Below are 22,087 nucleotides of genomic sequence, written 5' to 3'. Positions count from 1 at the left end.
CTTTTTGTAAAATATCTTTATTCACGCACCACTGGAGGAGCAGCATACAACATCGCGTCACACATCTTGACCGTTCGGTTAATTAGAGATACATCATGCACACGTACGATCTGGCAGCCCTGAGCAATACCAAAGGCTACTGTAGCTGCGGTACCTTCCACAACATCATCAGAGGGTAAATCAAGCACCGTCCGGATAAATTTTTTGCGTGAAGTCGCCAGTAACAGTGGATAGCCAAACTCAGTCAACCCGTCCAAAAGCATCATTGCCTGCAAATTTTCATTAGAATCCTTAGCAAAGCCTATCCCTGGATCCAAGATGATATTGGCTGGCTTCACTCCTGCGGCTAAAGCAAGATCAATACTTTCCTTAAAATCTACCGACATATCCGCACTTAGATTGGTATACTCACGGTCCTGTCGGTTATGCATCAAAATAATGGGACAGTCCGCAGCTGCTGCCACTGCCGCCATTTCTGGATCAGCCTTACAACCCCATATATCATTAATGATATGAGCACCGGCAGCAATAGCTTGGCGTGCCACTTCAGCTTTGTAGGTATCTATAGATAACGGAATATGCGGTGCCGCTCGATGAATACTCTCGATGACAGGCAATACACGAGCTAATTCCTCTTCAAGCCCCACCGGTTTATGACCAGGACGGGTAGATTCTCCACCAATATCTATAATATCAGCACCGTCAGCAGCCATACGTAACGCATGTTCTACTGCTTTGTCCGGATCATCCCAAAGTCCTCCATCTGAAAAAGAATCAGGGGTTACATTCAGGATGCCCATAATCAGCGTTCGATTTCCCAATTGCAAATCTGTATTTCCACAGCGGTACGTCCGTTTGAATATGACTGGTCTCATTTCGATATTCCCGTCCTTTCTCTATATGATGAGATCAAATCTGAAGTTATTCTGCCGCAAAGGCCATCGCTTATAGTGAATCTTTTATCGTTTTGCAACAGTGTAGTAACAGGGACAATTTCTTGGACCGAATTGGTAAGGAACACTTCATCCGCGGCTTTCAACTGCTCCCACCGGTATGCGCCTTTCTCTACTCTAATCCCAGTGCTGCGAGCTAGCTCCATTACCATTTCCCGGGTAATTCCTGGGAGAATCCCTGTGGAAATATCCGGAGTGTGGAGAATATTATTTTTTATAAAAAAGATATTGCTGACAATGCCCTCTGCTATGATTTCTTGTGCAGTCAACATCAGTCCTTCAGCACCATTCGCCGCAGAGGCATAACCTCTAAGCTCACGCTTGGCTAAAACATTATTCATATAATGCAGCGACTTGAATCGCACTGTTCCCTCCGGAGTATTACGCCGCAAGGACAACAGCTGTAGCTCTTTACCTTCACTGTATAACTTATCGGGTACTTTCGGCAGCACTTTGATGTACAGCAAATGATTGGGTTCACGATAATCGCCCGCCGGTAATCCGAGAATATCCTCGCCGGCTGTTACGGTATAACGTATATAGGCTTCCTTTAATTCATTTTTGTCCATAACACGCTGAATCCAGTCCTGCAGATGTTCAACTTCCTGCTCAAATGGAATGCCAAGCTCCTTGCACCCCTCTGCCATACGCTTCAAATGACGTTCCAGCAGAAAAGGCACTCCCCCGTACGTCCGAAAGGTCTCGAACAATCCTATGCCGTATAAAAAACCGTGATCCAGGGCGGAAACCACGGCTTGTCGTGCATCAATGACACCATTGTTAAATCCTATATATTTCATGCCGTTTCTCCGGCTCTCCGTTTCAAGAAATTACGCAGCATCGTATGACCATGATCCGTAATAATCGATTCTGGGTGGAATTGCACACCTTCGATAGGGTATTCTTTATGGCGCAGTGCCATAATCTCCCCTTCTTCGGTCTCCGCTGTAATCTCCAGACAATCCGGCAGACTCTCACGTTCTACAATCAAAGAATGATATCGAGTTGCTGTAAAAGGAGACTCCAGACCTTCAAAAACCGACGTACCTTTGTGATGAATCGGGGATGTCTTTCCATGCATCAAACGCTCTGCACGAATAACATTGCCACCAAATGCTTGACCAATCGCCTGATGTCCAAGACATACGCCGAAGATCGGAATAACGCCTTTGAAATGATGCAACAATTCCAAACTTATCCCCGCTTCATTAGGTGTACATGGACCTGGAGAAATTAGAATATGGTCAGGAGCCATCTTTTCAATCTCTTTAATGGTAATTTCATCGTTGCGGTGTACCTTAACCTCTTCCCCAAGTTCACCCAAATACTGTACGAGGTTATACGTAAAGGAATCATAATTATCGATGACCAAGATCACAGTGTTTCTCCCCCTTCGGCGCCGCTGGTAGTTTGGGATTCCTGCTGTAATTCACTACAGAGTACTGCCTTCACTACCGCTTTGGCTTTATTGTGGCATTCACGGTATTCACGGTATGGATCAGAGTCGATCACGATGCCCGCACCTGTCTGAATATATCCGACTCCATCCTTTACAGCCAGTGTTCTTATAATAATATTTAATTCCATATTTCCGTTATAGTCAATAAAGCCCATGGATCCTGTATATGGTCCACGCCGAACCGGCTCCAGTTCTTCGATGATTTCCATTGTTCTTACTTTGGGCGCACCTGTAATCGTCCCACCTGGGAACAAGGCTGCGATAACAGCGTAAGCATCCTTATCCGGTGCGACTCGGCCCTCTACCTGCGAAACGAGATGCATCACATGAGAGTAGCGCTCCACCGTCATCAGCTCAGGCACGCTGACGGACCCATATGCAGCGACACGCCCGATGTCGTTGCGCTCCAGATCGACAAGCATGATATGCTCGGCGATCTCCTTCTCGCTCCCGCGAAGCTCCGCCTCCATGGCGGCATCCTCCGCGGGAGTCAGGCCTCGGCGCCGGGTGCCGGCGATTGGCCGGGCGCTCACTTTGTCCCCGTGCAGCTTGACGAGCAGCTCCGGTGAAGCGCTGGACAGCGCGAAGCCGGGCGACCGCAAGAGCCCCATGTACGGGGACGGATTGAGCTTGCGCAGCCAATCGTAAACCGCCTCCGGCGAGGACTTCAGCTGCGCCTCCTGGCGCAGCGAGAGATTCACTTGGAATACATCGCCTTGGCGGATGTATTCCTGAACGTCCAGCACGGCCTGCTGAAATTTTTCAGGCGAGAAAGCCGAGGTCATGCCCGGCCACTCTCCTGATGAGTCTGTGAGAGCTTCAATGCTGCCTGTGGCCTCTTCGTTCAATCCCGAAGCTGTGGATATCAACTGCCACTGCTCTACCATTCGCCCAGCCTGTTCTATAGCACCAAGATAAAGGTTCTGTAAATCCTCCATCACACATTCTGCTGGAACCGAAACGTGAACAGCACAATAAAGCACATGCTCTTCGTGATCATAAATCCATACCTCTTCCATCCTCATAAAAAGATAATCAGGAAAACCAGGATCATCTTGTGCAAGAGACGGCAAACGCTCCAATGAGCGAACCACATCGTACCCTAGAAATCCAATACATCCACCGGTATATGGAGGAATGCCCTGAACGTTTAGACTTGGCGAGGTGAAGCCTGACATCCATTGCTGCAGCAGTTCCAGCGGCTGTCCGAGCAGTGTTGTTACCTCATGTGTACCCTCATCAGCTGTCTGACCTAATGATTGGGGAGAAAGGCTAAATACCTCAGCGCTGTCCTCCTTGCCCTGTAAAATAGATACAGGGTTTAAACCTAAGTACGTATAGCGGCCACCCTTGCCACTCTCCAACACTACGGAGTATTTAGAAGCTAATTCCCAGGCCTTCTTCCAGGACGCGGGCAATCCTCCCGCGCACATGGGTGATTTTATAATCAAGGGGAACATGCTCCAGTCTTCAGCTGCCCATTGTTCCCACTCATGCCATGTCGTTATGATTTCCAAAGCCATCCTCCTAAAAGTTTTGTCTGGAATTATATTACAGTACATTCATCGGGACAAAACTTACTTCGTAAGCGTATGCCTAGTTTTATGAAGCAAATACTTCTCTGAACTTACATCGCAATAAAACTCGCTTCGTAAGCGTATGCTTGGTTTTATGAAGCATTCCCTTATTTTTAATCATCAGTAGTATATTGCCTGTCAGTATACTGTACTTAAGGCATTATTGAAAAGCCCCCAGCTATAGGAAATTATTATGACGTTTCAGTTCTCAGTAAAAACCATAGCATTTTTCAAAAATAATAAATTGTCACGTCTAGGTCTCCGTATATGCACAGAACCTTTTGCCCTCTTGATCAACGAAAAGAGTCTCCATCACCACCAGAAAAGTGGTATGAAGACTCTTGTAAAATTACGTTATTAAAAACAATTACGCTTCGAAATTGTAAAGTGGTGTGCTAAGGTAACGTTCACCATTACTTGGGATAATGACAACTACCTTTTTGCCAGGGCCCAAATCTTTTGCAACTTTAAGTGCTGCAAATACTGCTGCGCCTGAAGAAATACCAGACAAGACACCTTCTTCTTTAGCTACACGACGTGCAGTTTCGAATGCCTCATCGTTCTCAACATGGATGATCTCATCATAAATGTCTTGATTCAGGATCTCAGGAATAAAGTTAGCTCCGATACCCTGAATTTTGTGAGGGCCTGGCTTGCCTCCTGCCAAGATTGGAGAAGCAGCAGGTTCCACAGCATAGATCTTCACGTCAGGATATTTGCTCTTCAGCACTTCGCCTGCACCAGTGATCGTTCCACCTGTTCCGATACCTGCAATAAAAGCATCCAGTGGGCCACCGATGGATTCAATAGCTTCAACGATTTCAGGTCCAGTAGTCTCACGGTGGATCTTCAAGTTTGCTTTATTCTTGAATTGATCAGATGGGAAATAGCTTGGGTTCTCTTTCAGAATTTCCTCTGCTTTCTTAACCGCTCCATTCATACCTTCCGATCCTGGAGTCAGAACCAATTCCGCTCCGTATGCACGAAGTAGATTGCGGCGCTCCATGCTCATGGTTTCCGGCATTACGATTACTGCCTTATAACCCTTAGCTGCAGCTACAAGTGCCAATCCAATACCAGTGTTGCCACTAGTAGCTTCTACAATCGTGCCACCCGGTTTCAGAAGACCTTCACGTTCAGCTTCTTCCACAATGCTGATTGCAATACGGTCTTTCACGCTCGATCCCGGATTCTGATATTCCAATTTCAAATAAATATCTGCGGAGCCTTCCTGTGCCAGACGATTCAAACGAACGAGCGGAGTACCTCCGATCAATTCTGTTACGTTATTAACGACTTTAGCCATGAGCAAAAACCTCCTTAGAATGATAAATGCGATATAAGAACGTAAATTGTGACTTTACTTGTATGTGAGTCCCTATTACGCAGTTATTACTGCTATAAAGGGATGAAGATGATTGACCACCGTCAGTTATTTCCGACTAAAACGGTAGGTTTTACGTTAATATCATATTATCAATCTTGCAGGCTGTTGTCAATATTTATTGATACATCATATTTGGTGCGCAAATCACTTTCCACTTGTTGTAGAGGAGGCACTTGCTCCAAAGCCAGCTCTTGACGTATCAGCGCCCTAATTTCCTTCTGGTCCGGCTTTGCTGGAGAGCGAATGCTCTCTAGTCGAATGATAGTGAAGTCTTTCCCCGCCTGAATCGGACCCGCTATATCACCCGCATCCAAACTAGCAGCGGTCTTAAGCATCCCCTCGGGCCAAAAAGGATCGTCTTCCTCTACTTTACCTAAGCTGCCTCCATGCTGCCGACTCTCTTCATCAATGGACACTTCCCTAGCCAAGTCAGCAAAATCCTCGCCCTGCTCCAAGCGATCCATTACTTGCTCGCCTTCAGCATAAGATGAAACCTTGATCATGGAGAGTTCCAATTCTTTTTTCGGAGTGAAACGCTCAGCATTTTGATCTAAGTAAGCATCGATATCAGCATCGCTAATCGTAATCCCAACTGTGGCTATCGCTTGTAAGGTCAGACGATAAGCCGTCTCTGCGAACACTTCCTGACGAGATAACCCCAGCTGAGACTGCATTTGCGCAAAGTACTGTTCTTCCGATCCGTATCCTACCATAGTTCGTGCAAGTTCCTGCTCAACCTCATCGTCTGTCACAGTAATTCCTAGAGCCTTTGCTTCCATATCCACAACAATATGATTGAGCATCCCGACTAGCACTTCTTGGCCATGCTTTTTTTTGAGCTCATCCATCCATTGCTTATCTGTTATCGGTTGTCTGCCTGCAGCAGCTATCTCCGGTGTTTCATTCTCTGTTGTATCTCCTTTAAGAAGGGCCATGGCGCGTAAACTCCAGAATAATAGACCCCCGAGCATTAAAGTTGCAACAGCCAGAATAACAACCGTATTGCGAAGTGCGCGTTCCTGTCTCGTCATCATCCCATGCCCTACGAGTTCGCTTGTTCTAAAATGACCTGTAATTCGTCCTTATTAAAAACATAAGCCTCATTGCAAAAATGGCATACAACTTCAGCCTGTTCATCTTCTGCAATTAATCTCTCCAGTTCATCCTGCCCTAGGCTAACCAATGTCTGCTCTACCCGCTCACGCGAACATTGACAAGCAAAGTTAATATCCAGTTCATCCATAACCACCGCATCCGGCAAAAGAAAACGCAGCATTTCTTCTGGCTCCAGCCCCTGATCGAGAAGTGCTGTTACGGAAGGCATAGCCCCTACAGCTTTTTCAATCTCAGTAATCTCCGCATCCGTAAGTCCTGGAAGAAGCTGTACGATAAACCCTCCGGCTACAATCACCGACTCATCGGTATCAACTAATACACCTAGGCCAACTGCTGCTGGAGTTTGCTCAGAAACAGCGAAATAATAAGTAAAGTCTTCGCCAAGTTCTCCTGAGATGATAGGAATACTACCCCGATAAGGTTCTTTCATACCCAAATCCTTTATAATATCAATGAACCCTTCAGTTCCTACTGCTCCAGCTACATCCAGTTTGCCCATACTATTGCTAGGTAAGTGAATATGAGGATGGTGCACATAACCGCACACTTCTCCTAACGCATTGGACTCCGCGACGATTTGTCCAATCGGTCCATCCCCTTTGACCATGATGCATAGCTTCTCTCTACCTTTGAGCATAGCGCCCATCATGGCTGCAGCGGTAACTGTACGTCCTAGCGCGGCTGTAGCCGTCGGATACGTATCATGTCTGCGCCGCAATTCCTCGACCAATTCAGTTGTGCGAACAGCAAACGCTCTCACTTTACCATTCATAGCCGTTCCACGGATAAGTCGATCCTTCTTTTTTTCCATTGGGTGCATAGCCCTCCTATCTCTTCGCCCTTTAGGCTTCTTTATCTTTATTGGTTACGGTCATAAATAATTCGTAATCCTTCTAGTGTTAACATAGGATTTACTTCGTCGATACAGTCCGTCTCACCCGCAATTAGCGACGCGAGGCCTCCCGTAGAAATAACCTTCAGTTCTGGAGCATTCATTTCGATTTTGATGCGCTTAACGATCCCCTCAACCTGGCCTGCATACCCAAAAATAATGCCAGCCTGCATAGCGTGCACCGTATTACGTCCGATGACCTTTTTAGGCTTCTCTAATTCAATCCGTGGCAGCTTCGATGCTCGCTGGTATAATGCCTCTGTAGAAATTCCAAGGCCTGGGACAATCGCCCCTCCGAGATAATTAGCCCCTGCATCGATACAGTCGAAGGTCGTAGCCGTACCAAAGTCAACGACAACAAGCGGACATTTGTATTGTTCAATCGCCGCAACCGCATTAACAATTCGGTCCGCGCCAATCTCACGCGGATTCTCATAGCGAAGATTAAGCCCCGTCTTTATTCCTGGTCCCACGAGTAATGGATCTTTGCCTATATATTTTATACACATATCTACAATAGTCTTAACCAGAGGTGGAACTACTGAAGATATTATTACACCCTCTACATCTTTTACAGAGATACCTGACATCTGAAAAAGATTGTGTATCAGTACTCCATATTCATCCACGGTCGATTGGCGCGCAGTACTTAGCCGAAAATGATGCAACAATTCGCGCTTTCTGTATACACCGAGAACAATATTGGTATTACCGATATCGACAGCAAGCATCATGATGAGGACCCTTCCTTCTTGGCATTAAGGTCCAGACTAATATCCAGACTGGAGAAGGAGTACGTAAGACGTCCTACCGAAATCACATCGACACCCGTTTCTGCAATCCCGCGAACCGTTTCCAACGATACATTGCCAGAAGCCTCTGTCTTGACATGGGGAGCTTTGGATTTGATTCTACTCACAGCTTCCTTCATCATATCGTTAGACATATTGTCGAGCATGATAATATCAGCACCTGCTACCAGTGCCTCTTCTACTTGCTCTAAATTTTCAGTCTCCACTTCAATGCTCATCGTATGTGGAATGTTCTTTCGAGCACGCCCTACAGCCTGCCGAATACCACCCGCACCTTTAATATGATTATCCTTGATCATAACTGCATCATATAGACCAAAACGGTGATTAAATCCCCCACCTATTCGGACTGCATATTTCTCCAGCATACGATGGCCAGGGGTTGTCTTACGAGTATCCACTAGGCGAGTCGGTAATCCATCCAGCGCCTGCACGAAAGAAGCCGTACGTGATGCAACACCCGAAAGGCGCTGCATCAAGTTAAGTGCAAGCCGTTCACCTGTTAGAATTGCGTGTGTGCTGCCCTCCACCTCAATAATTACAGTCCCTTTTGTCACTGCTTGACCTTCTTCTACAAGGGCTGTAAAGCTAAGCGTGGGATCAACAATTTCAAAAACTAGCTCTGCAATTGGGATACCACAAATTATACCGTCCTCCTTGGCATGAATAATCCCTTTAGACTCATGGCCGACTGGAATTGTCATCTGTGTTGTTACATCCCCGGAACCAACATCTTCACGCAGCCAAGACTTGATGGATTGTACTAGCTCTTCATTGTAACCATTAAACATCATCGCTTAATTCCTCCACTATTCCCAGTTCCCGAATTTGAAGCAGGTGCTTACGCCACTGATCATCATTTCGCTGCGGATAATCCTCACGGTAATGCGCCCCGCGACTCTCTTCCCGTGCTATAGCAGACTCTGTCACGAGCAAACAGCAGGTCAGCATATTAGCGAACTCGTATTCCTCACGTTTAGTCAATACTGATCCAAAGATGGGTAGCTGTCGTTTTAATTCCTCTATTCCCTTAGATAAGGTCTCTTCATTACGACGTAGTCCGGCGTACCGAACCATTATCTTTTGTAGCTTCAAACGGCGTTCCACAATAGCTTGAGTTGACGAATCAACACGGCCCTCGTTGCAGCTAACTGACAAAACATCACGTCCAAGTGGGGATAATTTGCGAATCCGCTCAATAATGCGACTTCCAAAGACAAGCGCCTCCGATAAAGAATTGCTTGCTAATCGATTAGCCCCATGTAAGCCTGTGGAAGAGACCTCCCCGCAAGCAAATAAGCGAGGGATCGTACTCTCCCCATTCAGATCGGTCTTAATGCCCCCCATCATATAATGCGCAGCAGGAGCCACTGGAATCCAATCACTTGTAATATCCAGTCCATAGCCCATACATGTCTCATATATTGTAGGGAAACGATTCTTCACCATTTCTGGAGATTCATGCGTAATATCCAAATAGACGAATGTTGACTTAGTGATCTCCATTTCACTTACAATGGCCCTAGCTACAATATCTCGTGGGGCTAGCTCAAGTAGTTCATGATAGCGTTCCATGAACCGCTCTCCATTAATATTGCGCAATACTGCCCCTTCACCACGCACAGCTTCGGAGATTAGGAATCTAGGAGCTCCAGGGTAACATAGTGCTGTAGGATGAAATTGAATGAATTCCATATCTCGTATATGAGCCCCGGCTCGATAGGCAATCGCCACACCATCTCCTGTAGCTACTTCAGGGTTGGTAGTGTACCGAAATAATTGTCCTGCTCCACCGGAGCACAAAATAGTCGCATCCCCTTGCAGGAATAACCGTCCACCGCCGGGCCGCTGCAGTAATGCGCCTACACATTCTCCACCTTCAGTGATGAGATCAATGACATAATGATCATCCCACACCTCAATATTCTCATGTTCAGCTACCTGTTCAGATAGTGCACGAACAATCTCATAACCTGTAGCATCTCCATTAGCATGCAAAATACGACGGTGGCTATGCGCTCCTTCCTGAGTCAAAGCCAGTACCCCATCTTTCTTATCAAAAAGAGTGCCTAACCGAATTAGCTCATGAACTCCATCTGGCCCTTCATTAACAAGTGCATCGACAGCTGTTGATGAGCAAAGACCTGCTCCAGCCATTAAGGTATCCTGCCGGTGGTAAGCAGGGGAATCATCCTCAGCTATAACAGCTGCGATCCCCCCCTGTGCGTAGCGAGTATTACTCTCCATTACTGATTTCTTTGTGATCATTATGACACGCCGATCTTCACTAGCTTTAATAGCCGTGAATAATCCAGCAATCCCTGAACCGATAACAATACAATCTGTCTTTACTGTAGGAATATCCCGAAGATCAAAATCAACCAAATATTGTGGAATCATGACCGCTTTTCACCTGTTTCAACGAAAGAGTAGCGCATACTACCGGACTTGTAGCATGCGCTCTAGGGAAGTTCTGGCTTTGTCGGCGACAGCAGGCGGTACATAGATTTGTGGCTTCATCGTCTCCAGGCATTTCACCAGTTTTTTTAGATTGTTAACTTTCATATTAGGACAAACCAGAAATTTTGTAGCAAAATGGAACTCTTTATCCGGACTATCCTTACGGAGCTGATATCCTGTACCGTCCTCGGTCCCAACGATAAATTGCTTGCGGTCCGATTTCCGGCAATATTCGAGAATGGATGTGGTACTACCTACATAATCACCCATGGCTACTACTTCGGGACGGCACTCTGGATGTACTACAAATTCCGCTTCTGGGTATTTCGCTCTCATTTCTACTACATCTTTAACAGTTAACATGTCGTGAGTGTTGCAATAGCCTTCCCAAATGATCAGTTTTTTGCCGGTCTGATCTTGTACGTATTGGCCAAGATTCTTATCGGGTACCCAGATTATTTCCTCAGCATCAAGGGACTCGATTACTTTCACGGCATTGGCAGAGGTGCAACAGATATCGGTTTCTGCTTTAATCTCCGCAGACGAGTTGATATAAGTAACCACTTTAGCATTTGGATGTTGAGCTTTAAGCTTACGCAAACCGTCTACATTGACCATATCGGCCATTGGGCAGCCTGCACGTTCATCAGGAATAAGGACGGTTTTGTTCGGGGCCAGAATTTTAGCACTCTCCCCCATGAAATGAACACCGCAAAATACGATAACTTCTGCATCTGTCTCTGCAGCTTTCTGTGCGAGTAAAAAAGAGTCGCCACGGAAATCGGCAACCTCCTGAATTTCATCACGTTGATAATAATGTGCCAAAATGATTGCATTCCGTTCCTTTTTGAGCTGTTCAAGACGTATACGAAGTTCTCGATTCTGTTCCTGCTTGCGCTCAAGCGCCAGAGCTTCCACCGATTGTTCTCCCCCTTAAATCTTCGCGGCTTTACGCCGGCACAATGTTGATCAAATGGCATGAGCCATCATCTGAAAAAATGAATTAGCTGATGATTAAAGTAAGTAATATTAATCACTAATGTACACAACGTTCCAGCCTCTGTCAATGTAACTGGACAGGCCTCAAGGCATGAAATTCACTAAAAATTGAAATAAAAAATCCGGAGAACAGTTACGTTCTCCGGATAAATTTACGTCATATGAATAGTTGGTCTGCTTAGGTAAGGCTAGTGCCGCCGCCTTTATTCTCATCATCGGATTCGTCATTACCCTCAGATTCAGGTTTATTCGGAACTTCCTTAGATAAGTTTGGAAGCGTGGAATCAGTGTCTTCAGACTTGCCTTGAATGCGAACACGCACATCACCGATATTATCAATGACAGGTTCACCAACTTCAAGTGCAACGCCTTCGCCACCCTCAGCTTTACCATCTTCGGAAAGGAATCCTTGTTCAATCAGCTCTCTAATCTGATCAAGCTCAAGTGTTTCCTTCTCAAGTAACGTATTGGCAATCAGGTGCATTTCTTTAGAGTGTTTGAGCAACAGCTCTTTACAACGTTCGTAGCTCGAAGTAATAAAGTTCTGCATTTCTTGATCAATCTCATAAGCAATGGAATCACTATAATTCTGCTCGTGCCCAATATCACGACCCAAGAATACTTGACCTTGAGAAGATCCGAACTGCATAGGTCCAAGCTTATCGCTCATACCGTACTCCATAATCATAGCACGCACAATGCGCGTAGCCTGTTGGAAGTCACTGTATGCGCCCGTACCGATCTCACCAATAAATAATTCTTCGGCAACACGTCCACCAAGTAATCCAGTCACTTTATCCAATAGCTCCTGCTTGGTAACGATCATCCGATCTTCCTTCGGAAGCATAATAACATATCCGCCTGCACGTCCGCGTGGGATAATAGTAACTTTATGCACCATATCGGCATGTTCAAGGAAATAACCAGCTATAGTATGGCCTGCTTCATGGTAAGCTACAATACGTTTCTCGCGGTCACTGATAACACGACTGCGTTTCTCAGTACCTACGATAACACGGTCAATAGCTTCATCCACTTCAATCATGGAAATATCCTTGCGGTTACGACGTGCAGCTAGCAATGCTGCTTCATTTAGCAGATTCTCTAGATCAGCACCCGTGAATCCGGTTGTGCGTTTAGCGACAACATCCAGTCTTACATCTTTCGTAAGCGGCTTGTTACGAGCGTGAACCTTAAGTACAGCTTCACGACCTTTTACGTCAGGGCGGTCAACCGTAATTTGACGGTCAAAACGTCCTGGACGAAGTAATGCAGGATCAAGTATATCCGCGCGGTTAGTTGCCGCAACAATAATAATGCCTTCGTTACCACCGAATCCATCCATCTCAACCAGCAATTGGTTAAGTGTCTGTTCGCGTTCGTCATGTCCGCCACCGAGTCCGGCACCGCGTTGACGACCCACAGCATCAATTTCATCAATGAAGATAATACATGGCGCGTTCTTCTTGGCGTTCTCGAACAAATCACGTACCCGAGAAGCACCGACACCCACGAACATTTCCACAAAATCAGAACCGGAAATACTGAAGAAAGGAACGCCGGCTTCACCTGCTACAGCACGGGCAAGCAATGTTTTACCTGTTCCCGGAGGACCTACAAGCAGTACGCCTTTAGGGATACGTGCACCGACAGCTGCAAATTTGCGCGGATCTTTCAGGAACTCAACGACTTCGACAAGCTCTTGCTTCTCTTCGTCCGCCCCTGCAACATCCTCAAAGCTGATTTTCTTCTTCTCTTCATTATATAACCGAGCCTTGCTCTTGCCGAAGTTCATGACTTTACCGCCGCCACCTTGCGCCTGGTTAAACAGGAAGAAGAACAAGATGAACATAATTACCAATGGGATAATGGAAGAAAGGAATGTTATCCAAATGCTGGTGCCTTCCATCTTCTTCTGAGTTAATTCAATCCCATTAACATCACTGGCTTCAATTAATTCATTAAGAGCTTGATCTGTAGGAGGAATATATGTGGAGAAGCTTTTCGATTTAGTATCGGCAGGCAACTCTCTATATTCGCCTGTAACTAAAAAGGCATTACCCTCAAACTGAACCGTCAAATCCTTCACATTGTTGTCCTTGATCTCCTGCCGTAACTCGTCGTATCTAGGGAAATCGGCGGCTTCATTTCCATTGCTCACAAACTGGACAATACCCACCACGACTAAAAATAAAATCAAATAAAAACCAGAATTCCGGATGAACCGATTCATCCCCTACCTCCTCTCGCAACACTCAAGTTATTGTACCATAGCCTCTTGGGACACCTCAAATAAAGGAAGCCAAGGGTGCCCGATCCGTATGATCAAGGCAATCAATAGTTCAATTGGAATAAATCTCAGGCTTCAGTACTCCCACATATGGGAGGTTCCGATACCGCTCGGCATAATCCAATCCGTAGCCCACTACAAATTCGTCTGGCAACACGAAGCCTGTGTATCTGGCTTCAAGATTAACCGTACGACCTGATGGCTTATCAAACAAGGTAACCACATTGATAGAAGCAGCATTGCGGTTGCGGAGCAGCTCAATCAAATAGCTGAGCGTAAGGCCACTGTCAATAATATCTTCAACGATCAAGATATCGCGGCCTTCTACCGATACATCCAAATCCTTAATAATTTTGACAACACCAGAGGACTTGGTGGATGCTCCATAGCTGGATACTGCCATGAAATCCATCTCAACAGGTACTGTAATGGCTTTAACCAGATCTGCCATAAATATAAACGCGCCTTTTAGTACACAAATGACTAAAGGGGTACGACCTGCGTATTCTTCGCTCAGTGTTCGACCGAGCTCCTTAATTTTCTGCTGAAGTTCCTCTTCGGTGATCAAGACTTCTTGAATATCATTTTGCAACTTGCGAAACCTCCTAAGTTATACTATGAAAGACTTACTTCGACCATTAAGTTCCTTCGCGGTCATCCAGCTCTGCTAGAGACAATAGAAGTACCGAGGTCGTGTGCCGCCCTACTGCGGCATGCATCGAGCGTCTTACGCCCGGAATCCAGACGATATTGCCCAAACCATCACAAACGAGGGGGATCATTGAGCGTTCAGCAGCAGGTATTTTATCATCAATATAAATATCTTTTACCTTTTTGCTTCCGTTTAATCCCATGACTCTTATGGTATCTCCAGGCAATCGGGAACGAATCGTCAGTGGAAAGACCAGTTCATCACGGTCAAACCAAGCCGACATCTTCCCATAATCCTCCCCCTGTACAAAAAAGTTTTCTCTCTCCAGCACCGCCATCGACATCACCTTACCTATTTCCTCCAATTTTAGCTTGGATTCCGGTAAAAACAGACGATATGTATAGCTTGCCTGTTGCTGCGTGGGCTTGGACGAGAACAAGATGATATCATATTGCCGCACACAAGTCAGGCCTCCACCTAAATCCAAACTCCAGGTGGTGGGATAGCTCTGCAGCGTTCCCCGACGTACAGATTCAATCTTGGAGAAATCAAGAGCGGATAGATCCGCCGACAGATAATTTAATATTAGTTTAATCAAACGCCGTTGTAAAGCGGAGGGTATGGCCGCAAATGAAGCTCTGTTAAAGGTATATTTCCCTTCCCCTTCCGAAACCAGCTCCTCAAAGCATTTTACCGCAGATGCCTCCATAAATTCATCCTCAGCTCCCGCAATTTCCGCAAGCTGAACAAGTGACTGCCTCACTCTGCCATTATACCTTTCAAGAAAAGGAAGAACTTCCAATCGAACAGCATTCCGCTTGTATTTCGTCAGCAGATTAGTGGCATCCTCGGCATAGGTGAAACCTTCATTCTGACATAACCCAAGAAGAGCCGTTTTGTTAATACGTAGGAATGGACGAATGAGTTCCACCTTTTTTTCTGTTCTTTTCCACTTGATACCGGACAGTCCCGATAAACCGCTTCCTCGCAATAGACGCATAATCACCGTTTCTGCCTGATCATCCGCATGATGAGCCAGAGCAACGGAGCGCGCCCCATACCGGTGTGCGGTATCAATCAGAAATTCGTATCGCTTCTCGCGTGCTGTCCCTTCAGGACCGAGTCCACTTTCTTTGACCAAAGAGGGAATATCGAATTCGGCTAACTCAAAGGGCAGTCCCAATTGTTCAGTCATACCACGTACTAGCTCTGCCTCTTCCTTCGACTCCGGTCTAAATCCATGATTCACATGAGCGCATATTAAGGTAAGTGGCATAACGTTTAAAGATATTTCATGCAAAACATGCAAAAGAGCCACAGAATCCGGGCCGCCGGAAACTGCGACTACAATGGTGTCATGGGGCGCCCACAGCTCATGCTCAGCTGCTGACTCCAATACTGACTCCACCAGTCCATTCATTTGCTCCATATGCGCCCCCCCTTCTCTCTAACTATATGTATGAGTTCAAAAACGAAATACCCAATAAATCGTAAAGGCAAGCACGAACAAGGATAATGCAAAAGCATTTTTGAGCCAGCGAGGTGTGTCCATACTGTCAGGTCGCTTTCGACGCGAACTGTAAATATGGTTTCGCCAGACCTCTGTAGCATCCGCTGAACCGGAGAATCCTCCTTTTAACGCCAAACAAATCCAAGAAGATAGTTTCTTATCGGGTAGATTTCTAGCCAGCTTAAACAGTTCATCTACACTTCTTGTCTGCGGCAGCTGTAGCGCAGCTTTCTTGAGCCCCTCTTCATTGAGAAGACGGAGGCACAGTACAGCAAAAGCGAATAGATCATAACCCTCATCACTCGTACGACTACCTGCATTCCAAAAGCCACGGTCATGCCATTCGGTAAACTGCTTCACACTGCGGCCTTTAGGGCTTGCGCCTCCAAAATCGATCAGCTCCACTTTACCGTAATTGGATACCATCACATTCTCCGGCTTTAAATCTCCAAACACAAATCCGCATTCATGCAATGTTCGCAGCTTCTCGAGTAGGCCAAGCCCTACCAATCCTAGCCAATCCGGTCCGTTCTTCGATAGGAAATGATGCAAAGGCTTGCCTTCAACATACCGCATGACATAAAAGGGTACATTATTTCCATTCGCAAAATCATCCGCTTCCAAAAAATAAGAAGATAATGGAGTCTCACGGCGAGCACGGTGTTCGTTGCGCTTCCGACGCGATTGCAGCGACGTCAGTACATTGATCTCCGATTGGAGATCAAGTGTATCGTATCCGATTTTTAGCGCGTACCTTTCCCGTCTGCCTTCTCTTTGCACAAGATATACGGTTCCGTTCGCGCCCCTTCCCAGCATCCGCTCCACGACATAACGGTTTCCACGCCATTTGCCGGTAATTAAGGTGCCAGTAGGATAGGACGGATTAGACGACATACCCACCAATCATCCCTTCTCTTTCGTCGTGGTCATCCATTCGGCGTCCACGATGTTCATCCAGTGTATCATAACGATAATGTTCAAGCACCTTGAAAATAGCTGGACCCGTCGGTGTTGCGCCTCTCATGTGTAATTTGGAGAATAGCGTACGAATACCTGACATATCCTTGGTCCAATCTAAATCAAGCCTAGCATCTTCGCTACTGTTATTTCCGGGAAAATGAAACACAGCGATCTCACTCTTTCCTTCTCTTGCTTCCAGACTGAGCGCCAAATCGCGAATCGCATCTTCCACAGCACCCAGTTTAGGCTTCATACTAGCACTGGCATCGATAAGGAGCGCAATGCGTAGCGGCGATGTTTCTGTTAGTTCATCTACAACTGTAACGACCTGCGAGCGCTGAACAGGTGGTAGCTGTTCCAGCGACCCTTCGCCTAGTATCTTTTTTACCTCTTTATTAACCGCCTGCTGGATCGTCTGAACCACAGTCTTGCGTGTCATCATCTGGATCGTCTGCGCCAGCTGTGGCGTTCCGACTATACGACTAAGACCCCCACCGGCCTTAGCGATGTCAGCTATTTCCCGACTCCCAAGCTCCCCAATCGTTCCATAATCAACCACACCGACTACATTTACGGTGATTCCCTCCTGCAGGGCATGCGCCGCTGCCATCACCGGACTTTCCCCTACATTTGAACAACCGTCAGTAATGAGCAAAATCTGCTTCATAACTCTCCACTCCCCCTTGTTTGGAACCTCTGTTTCTAGCATATCCAGAAATGAGAGATTTCAAACGGTCGCTTTTGTGGGGGAAATTTAAGAGCCAAACTGCAGGGGATAGTGAATAGGGGAACTGCGAGAAATGTTTGGGCTTTCGATCGCTGTTGTCCTCAGATTCCTTGATTAGAACCGCCTGTTGCGGTTGGAATCCGAGGACAAAGGCGAACGCTCCGCTTCTACAGCTCCAAAATTTCTCTCCGTTCATACTTTCACTAGTAAACAGTTTGGATCTAAAAATTACGCCCCAAAGTCAGCCTCCATTGAAACGAGAATAGTAGGGGCCGGCGAGTTACACATCACAGACTCGCCTCGAGTACCACCAACAGCACGACGCTTCGCGCGTGCTTAAACCTATAGAAGCACGACACTTCGTGCGTGTTACAAACATATACAAGCAACACGACGCCTTGCGCGTGCTACAAACACACAAGCAATACGACGCTTCGCGCGTACCCAACATTAAAACCTAAACCTAAAACAACTAACTCACCGTACGCGGACGCTCCATTCGGCCGACACCAGGCATATGCAGGCTGGACCATTCCGGATGGAAGTGATCTACACGACTGACGACAATCGTCATGTCATCATGGATCTCATTGCCCTGATAACGGATTACCTTATCTAACAGGCTATCCGCCAAATCTTGAGGGTCATCCCCTTCAAGCTCTTGGATCAACCGTTTCATCCATATCTCCTTATTAACGGCATATCCAGGCGCATCATAAATACCATCGGTCATCATAATCAAAATATCGCCCGCCCGAAGCTGCATGCTGATCAAATCAACATCGATATCCTTAATGATGCCTATAGGCAGATTGCTAGAGGTTATTGGAATGACCTCACTGCCCCTCCGGATAAAGCTCGGGGCGGAAGCAATCTTCATAAAGGTTGTCTGCGCAGAATATTGATCAATTAAAGCCATGTCGACAGTAGCATAGAACTCGTCAGGGGAGCGTAATAAAAGAATTGAGTTGACCGACTTTACAGCCAGCTTCTCATCCATTCCGGATTGCAGCAGCTTTTCTAACATGCCGAGTGCGGCACTGCTCTCCATCCTCGCCCGTTCACCATTTCCCATTCCATCGCTAATGGATACTGCAAAGGTGCCATTTCCAAGCTCAACAGTACTGAAACTGTCGCCAGATAGCATATCTCCGCCTTTAGAAACTACAGCCACCCCCGTGTTTACCTCAAAGGCTTTGGCTGAACCGAAGGTAACCATCGACAAGCCTTCCCGAGGATGGACTGCCGTCTCGCTCATGACAGCAATATTCTCATCTAGAATGTCAGAGAGGAGAGGGGCGATCATTTTGCGGCATTCATCAAAACCACGAGTATAGGCATGCACCACCTCTATTTCTACACGCCCAGGATCCAGACTTAAGATTTCGATACCATGGATAGACAAGCCCAATTTCTCCAACGTCTCACGGATTTGAGCTTCCTGACGATACATGGCCTGTCCTTCACGTTTTATTTCACGAGCCAAGTCCTCCATAACCTGTGACACGCCTGAGAGCTGCTCTGCAACAAATTGACGACTATCGTATATTTGTCTTTTCCATCGCATATCATGTTGATAAAGATCATATTGTCCTTTCATGACTTCAAGCACTTCGCCAGTTTTACCGCAGATCCGGCTCCATTCCGGAGGCAGCTGAGCTGCCGTAATATCAGGGCATTCCTCAACAGTAGTCATCATATCGGTCATATACCTATACGTCTGATAGAATTTTGCATCCCAGCAGTGGGAACGCCGAATGCATCCTGCGCAGGCGCCCTCTGTTACCGTATTCATGAAATCTTCCATTTCACGGTCCGACTTACCCACTTCTCCAGCACGTGGAATCTGCCCGAAGCTGCTCGAGAGCTGCTGGAACACCTGTGAGAATTGTGTCACCCTTTCCGCCGTTAGATCCCTTACCCTTCTCGCATATTCATGTTGAGATCGGCTATGATCCGACGTGCCCGGCACATATTTAGCTATAGCTGATATCATCGCCTTAGGCGTTAAAAGAAAAAGTACTACCGCTACGCAGGTCTCCCATGTTGAGGCCATCATATCACCCGGGCCCGTAAAATATACGGAAAGGATCGTGGATCCTAGCAACATACCGATAGACACCGCACCCTTTCGACCACCCTGCATCATTCCCGCTAGCATTCCCGAAAAAGCAAGTAGGCTCATCTGATAGATGGCACTGATGTCCGCCAGACTGAGAATCAATCCGGTCACAACCCCAACAGCAGCACCAAGAGGAGCACCTCCTGCCATGGCGAAGAGTAGAATCAAATACCGTGACAATATATGTTCCAAAGACAAACCATTAAGGGTCCAACCCACAAGGCCTGTCATTACTGAGGCAAGCAAGATAATAAGGCACAGAATCTCCTCGTTCCTGAGCGCTCTACTCTTTTGCTTATAGGTTAGTAGAGGCAACGCTTGAATGAACACCAGTGTAAGTACAAAGCCAAGTAAAGCATCTAGTGTTGTCATCGTAAGCGGATACCAAGAAAGAGAAGGTCCAATAACGATCTGGAACAGGCCAACCATAAACGAAGACACGAACACCATAAGTGGTGCATAGGATAAATCTATTCGTTCATAACTTTCCAGCCCTTTATAAACTAGAAAGAAAATAATCAGCTCAGCAGTAATAACCAAAGCTCCAGGGAATGGAGTGAAGAGACTTCCAGCTATAATAGCTGCAGCTACAGGTAGAATAGAGTCGCGACGCATAAACACAATGACGGCAAAATATGCGGCAGCAAAAGGGGATAGTTCGTCCAAAATCATGGCTCTACCTAGCAGAAAGCCCATGAAACTGAGCAAAATCATCCATTTCTTCGCTGCTATAAGCTGAACATACCGCTGCTTCTGACCCCAAGCTGTAATACGCGTGCGTAAGGCTTGCCTCTGCTTCTTATCTTCACTTCCCACTCTTGTCCACTCTGGCAAATTTACCACGTTGCTTTTATTCATTCCTCTACACCACCCGTTTAAGAATTTATGGTACTCATTATATAGCCGGGCAATTGAGAAAGTTTGTCAGAAATGGAGGGACACACACAAGAAATTTCCGACAAAAAAGCCTTCATCCATGATCTCTAAAAAAGCGGTTCTATCCCTTGCGGGACGGTAGGTTGATCGGTTTCAAGATTGTTTACAACGCAGTTTCACGCGCTGATGCGGCGGTCATTCGTCAGCGATTGCCCTAGAGTTATGTGAGAATGACATGGATGCTGTCGGCAATTTTATATGACATGACAAAAAAACCGCAAGGGCGAAATGCCCTTGCGGTTATTTATGATGTACAGGTATTGGATTATACGCGTTTGGCTCCACGGCCTCCGCGCTTTCCTTCTGTGTTCTTCTTAATCGAAGATATCCGTTCTTCGCTGTCTTTCAGGAATCGCGACATTTTATCCTCGAATGAAGGTTTACCGGCTGCAGGCTTAAATGGACGCCCACCCCGTTCACGATTGAATCCACCGCCGCCTCCACCACTGCCGCCTCCACCGCCGAAACGGTCTCCGCCGCCGCCGCCGCTAGGACGTTCTGGTCTTGGAGCTCTAGGCGGACGTACTTCCGATGCCGGCTTGTCAACAGCCTGCTTAATGGAAAGTCCGATCTTGCCGTCCTTATCGACGTTGATCACCTTGACTGTTACTACATCACTAATCTTCAGATGATCGTTAACATCCTTGACATAATTATCGGCGATTTCCGAGATGTGAACGAGACCTGTGACACCTCCTGACAGATCCACAAATGCTCCGAAATGCGTGATGCCTGTCACTTTGCCTTCTAACTTGGTGCCCACTTCAATTGCCATAGAATAAAATGATCCTCCCTTAAAAATATACAGACGAATATTAAGGTCATCCTGTCTGCGGTGATTTGATTATACAGTAAAGAGCAAAGCAAGGCAACAGAGTAAAAGCCTCTTTTAGCCTCTATTATTGCTCCGATTGCTCTGTTCGAATAGGTGTTTCCCCTTGAGGATAGATATTGTACCATTTACGTGCTAATTGGCCAATATACTCGTCATCATTAAGTCTGGATAATTCATATTTTAATTGAGTTAAAGATGCAATGACAACCTCACTGGTCTCCTGCTTCTTGGCAAGTTCCTCGCCCTTGTCCGCAATAACCGCGCTTTGATCGAAGTAAGTATAACCCGCCCAGCCGAAAAATACTGCCACAAAGACAATCCACATAAATCTTCTTCTCTTCGCGCCTGCGGCCGAATTTTTGCTATGATTACTTTTCTCTTCCGCAGTGAATCTGTTCAT

Annotated in this window: 19 protein-coding genes; all 19 read right to left on the bottom strand. The window is 46.4% G+C overall.

Going from position 1 to position 22,087, the window contains the following annotated elements:
• Positions 1-17 precede the first annotated feature (17 nt).
• Complete coding sequence (gene folP / locus MHH52_RS00395) at positions 18-875, bottom strand: dihydropteroate synthase (RefSeq protein ID WP_340005978.1); 858 nt, start codon at positions 873-875, stop codon at positions 18-20.
• Positions 872-1,753, bottom strand: a complete 882-nt coding sequence (locus MHH52_RS00390) for an aminotransferase class IV (RefSeq protein WP_340005977.1) — start codon at positions 1,751-1,753, stop codon at positions 872-874. Before MHH52_RS00390 ends, folP begins: the two co-directional genes overlap by 4 nt.
• The gene (gene pabA, locus MHH52_RS00385) at positions 1,750-2,331 is read right to left on the bottom strand and encodes an aminodeoxychorismate/anthranilate synthase component II (RefSeq protein ID WP_340005976.1); all 582 of its coding nucleotides are present in this window, start codon (positions 2,329-2,331) and stop codon (positions 1,750-1,752) included. Before pabA ends, MHH52_RS00390 begins: the two co-directional genes overlap by 4 nt.
• On the bottom strand, positions 2,328-3,872 hold the full coding sequence (locus MHH52_RS00380) for an anthranilate synthase component I family protein (RefSeq protein WP_340009423.1): 1,545 nt from the start codon (positions 3,870-3,872) through the stop codon (positions 2,328-2,330). Before MHH52_RS00380 ends, pabA begins: the two co-directional genes overlap by 4 nt.
• A 484-nt stretch (positions 3,873-4,356) precedes the next feature.
• The gene (gene cysK, locus MHH52_RS00375) at positions 4,357-5,295 is read right to left on the bottom strand and encodes a cysteine synthase A (RefSeq protein WP_340005974.1); all 939 of its coding nucleotides are present in this window, start codon (positions 5,293-5,295) and stop codon (positions 4,357-4,359) included.
• A 170-nt stretch (positions 5,296-5,465) separates the two neighbouring features.
• Positions 5,466-6,410: a peptidyl-prolyl cis-trans isomerase gene (locus MHH52_RS00370; RefSeq protein WP_340005972.1), complete on the bottom strand. Its 945-nt coding sequence runs from the start codon at positions 6,408-6,410 to the stop codon at positions 5,466-5,468.
• Positions 6,411-6,418: 8 nt separating this feature from the next.
• Positions 6,419-7,303, bottom strand: a complete 885-nt coding sequence (gene hslO / locus MHH52_RS00365; protein WP_313640933.1) for an Hsp33 family molecular chaperone HslO — start codon at positions 7,301-7,303, stop codon at positions 6,419-6,421.
• 47 nt (positions 7,304-7,350) lie between these two features.
• Positions 7,351-8,118, bottom strand: coding sequence for a type III pantothenate kinase (locus tag MHH52_RS00360; protein WP_234540316.1), 768 nt, complete (start codon positions 8,116-8,118; stop codon positions 7,351-7,353).
• The gene (nadC, locus tag MHH52_RS00355) at positions 8,115-8,990 is read right to left on the bottom strand and encodes a carboxylating nicotinate-nucleotide diphosphorylase (RefSeq protein ID WP_340005970.1); all 876 of its coding nucleotides are present in this window, start codon (positions 8,988-8,990) and stop codon (positions 8,115-8,117) included. The genes MHH52_RS00360 and nadC overlap by 4 nt, the downstream gene beginning before the upstream one ends.
• Positions 8,980-10,596, bottom strand: coding sequence for an L-aspartate oxidase (gene nadB, locus MHH52_RS00350; protein WP_313640930.1), 1,617 nt, complete (start codon positions 10,594-10,596; stop codon positions 8,980-8,982). Before nadB ends, nadC begins: the two co-directional genes overlap by 11 nt.
• Before the next feature lie 39 nt (positions 10,597-10,635).
• The gene (gene nadA / locus MHH52_RS00345) at positions 10,636-11,574 is read right to left on the bottom strand and encodes a quinolinate synthase NadA (RefSeq protein ID WP_042183878.1); all 939 of its coding nucleotides are present in this window, start codon (positions 11,572-11,574) and stop codon (positions 10,636-10,638) included.
• Positions 11,575-11,833: 259 nt separating this feature from the next.
• Positions 11,834-13,888 (bottom strand): ATP-dependent zinc metalloprotease FtsH, encoded by a 2,055-nt coding sequence (gene ftsH / locus MHH52_RS00340; protein WP_340005968.1) that lies wholly within the window; start codon positions 13,886-13,888, stop codon positions 11,834-11,836.
• A 109-nt stretch (positions 13,889-13,997) separates the two neighbouring features.
• Positions 13,998-14,537, bottom strand: a complete 540-nt coding sequence (gene hpt / locus MHH52_RS00335; protein WP_060621456.1) for a hypoxanthine phosphoribosyltransferase — start codon at positions 14,535-14,537, stop codon at positions 13,998-14,000.
• Between the two features lie 46 nt (positions 14,538-14,583).
• On the bottom strand, positions 14,584-16,026 hold the full coding sequence (gene tilS / locus MHH52_RS00330) for a tRNA lysidine(34) synthetase TilS (protein WP_313640928.1): 1,443 nt from the start codon (positions 16,024-16,026) through the stop codon (positions 14,584-14,586).
• Positions 16,027-16,062: 36 nt separating this feature from the next.
• Positions 16,063-17,001, bottom strand: a complete 939-nt coding sequence (locus tag MHH52_RS00325) for a serine/threonine protein kinase (RefSeq protein WP_340005966.1) — start codon at positions 16,999-17,001, stop codon at positions 16,063-16,065.
• Positions 16,991-17,734, bottom strand: a complete 744-nt coding sequence (locus tag MHH52_RS00320) for a vWA domain-containing protein (RefSeq protein ID WP_042123149.1) — start codon at positions 17,732-17,734, stop codon at positions 16,991-16,993. The genes MHH52_RS00325 and MHH52_RS00320 overlap by 11 nt, the downstream gene beginning before the upstream one ends.
• 532 nt (positions 17,735-18,266) lie before the next feature.
• Positions 18,267-20,774: a stage II sporulation protein E gene (gene spoIIE / locus MHH52_RS00315; RefSeq protein WP_340005964.1), complete on the bottom strand. Its 2,508-nt coding sequence runs from the start codon at positions 20,772-20,774 to the stop codon at positions 18,267-18,269.
• Between the two features lie 343 nt (positions 20,775-21,117).
• The gene (locus MHH52_RS00310; RefSeq protein WP_340005962.1) at positions 21,118-21,627 is read right to left on the bottom strand and encodes a S1 domain-containing RNA-binding protein; all 510 of its coding nucleotides are present in this window, start codon (positions 21,625-21,627) and stop codon (positions 21,118-21,120) included.
• A 124-nt stretch (positions 21,628-21,751) separates the two neighbouring features.
• Positions 21,752-22,087 (bottom strand): septum formation initiator family protein, encoded by a 336-nt coding sequence (locus MHH52_RS00305; RefSeq protein ID WP_340005960.1) that lies wholly within the window; start codon positions 22,085-22,087, stop codon positions 21,752-21,754.

It is taken from the genome of Paenibacillus sp. FSL K6-0276 (assembly GCF_037977235.1).
Classification (GTDB): Bacteria; Bacillota; Bacilli; order Paenibacillales; family Paenibacillaceae; genus Paenibacillus_AQ.
This window is presented reverse-complemented; position numbering and strand designations above follow the sequence as displayed.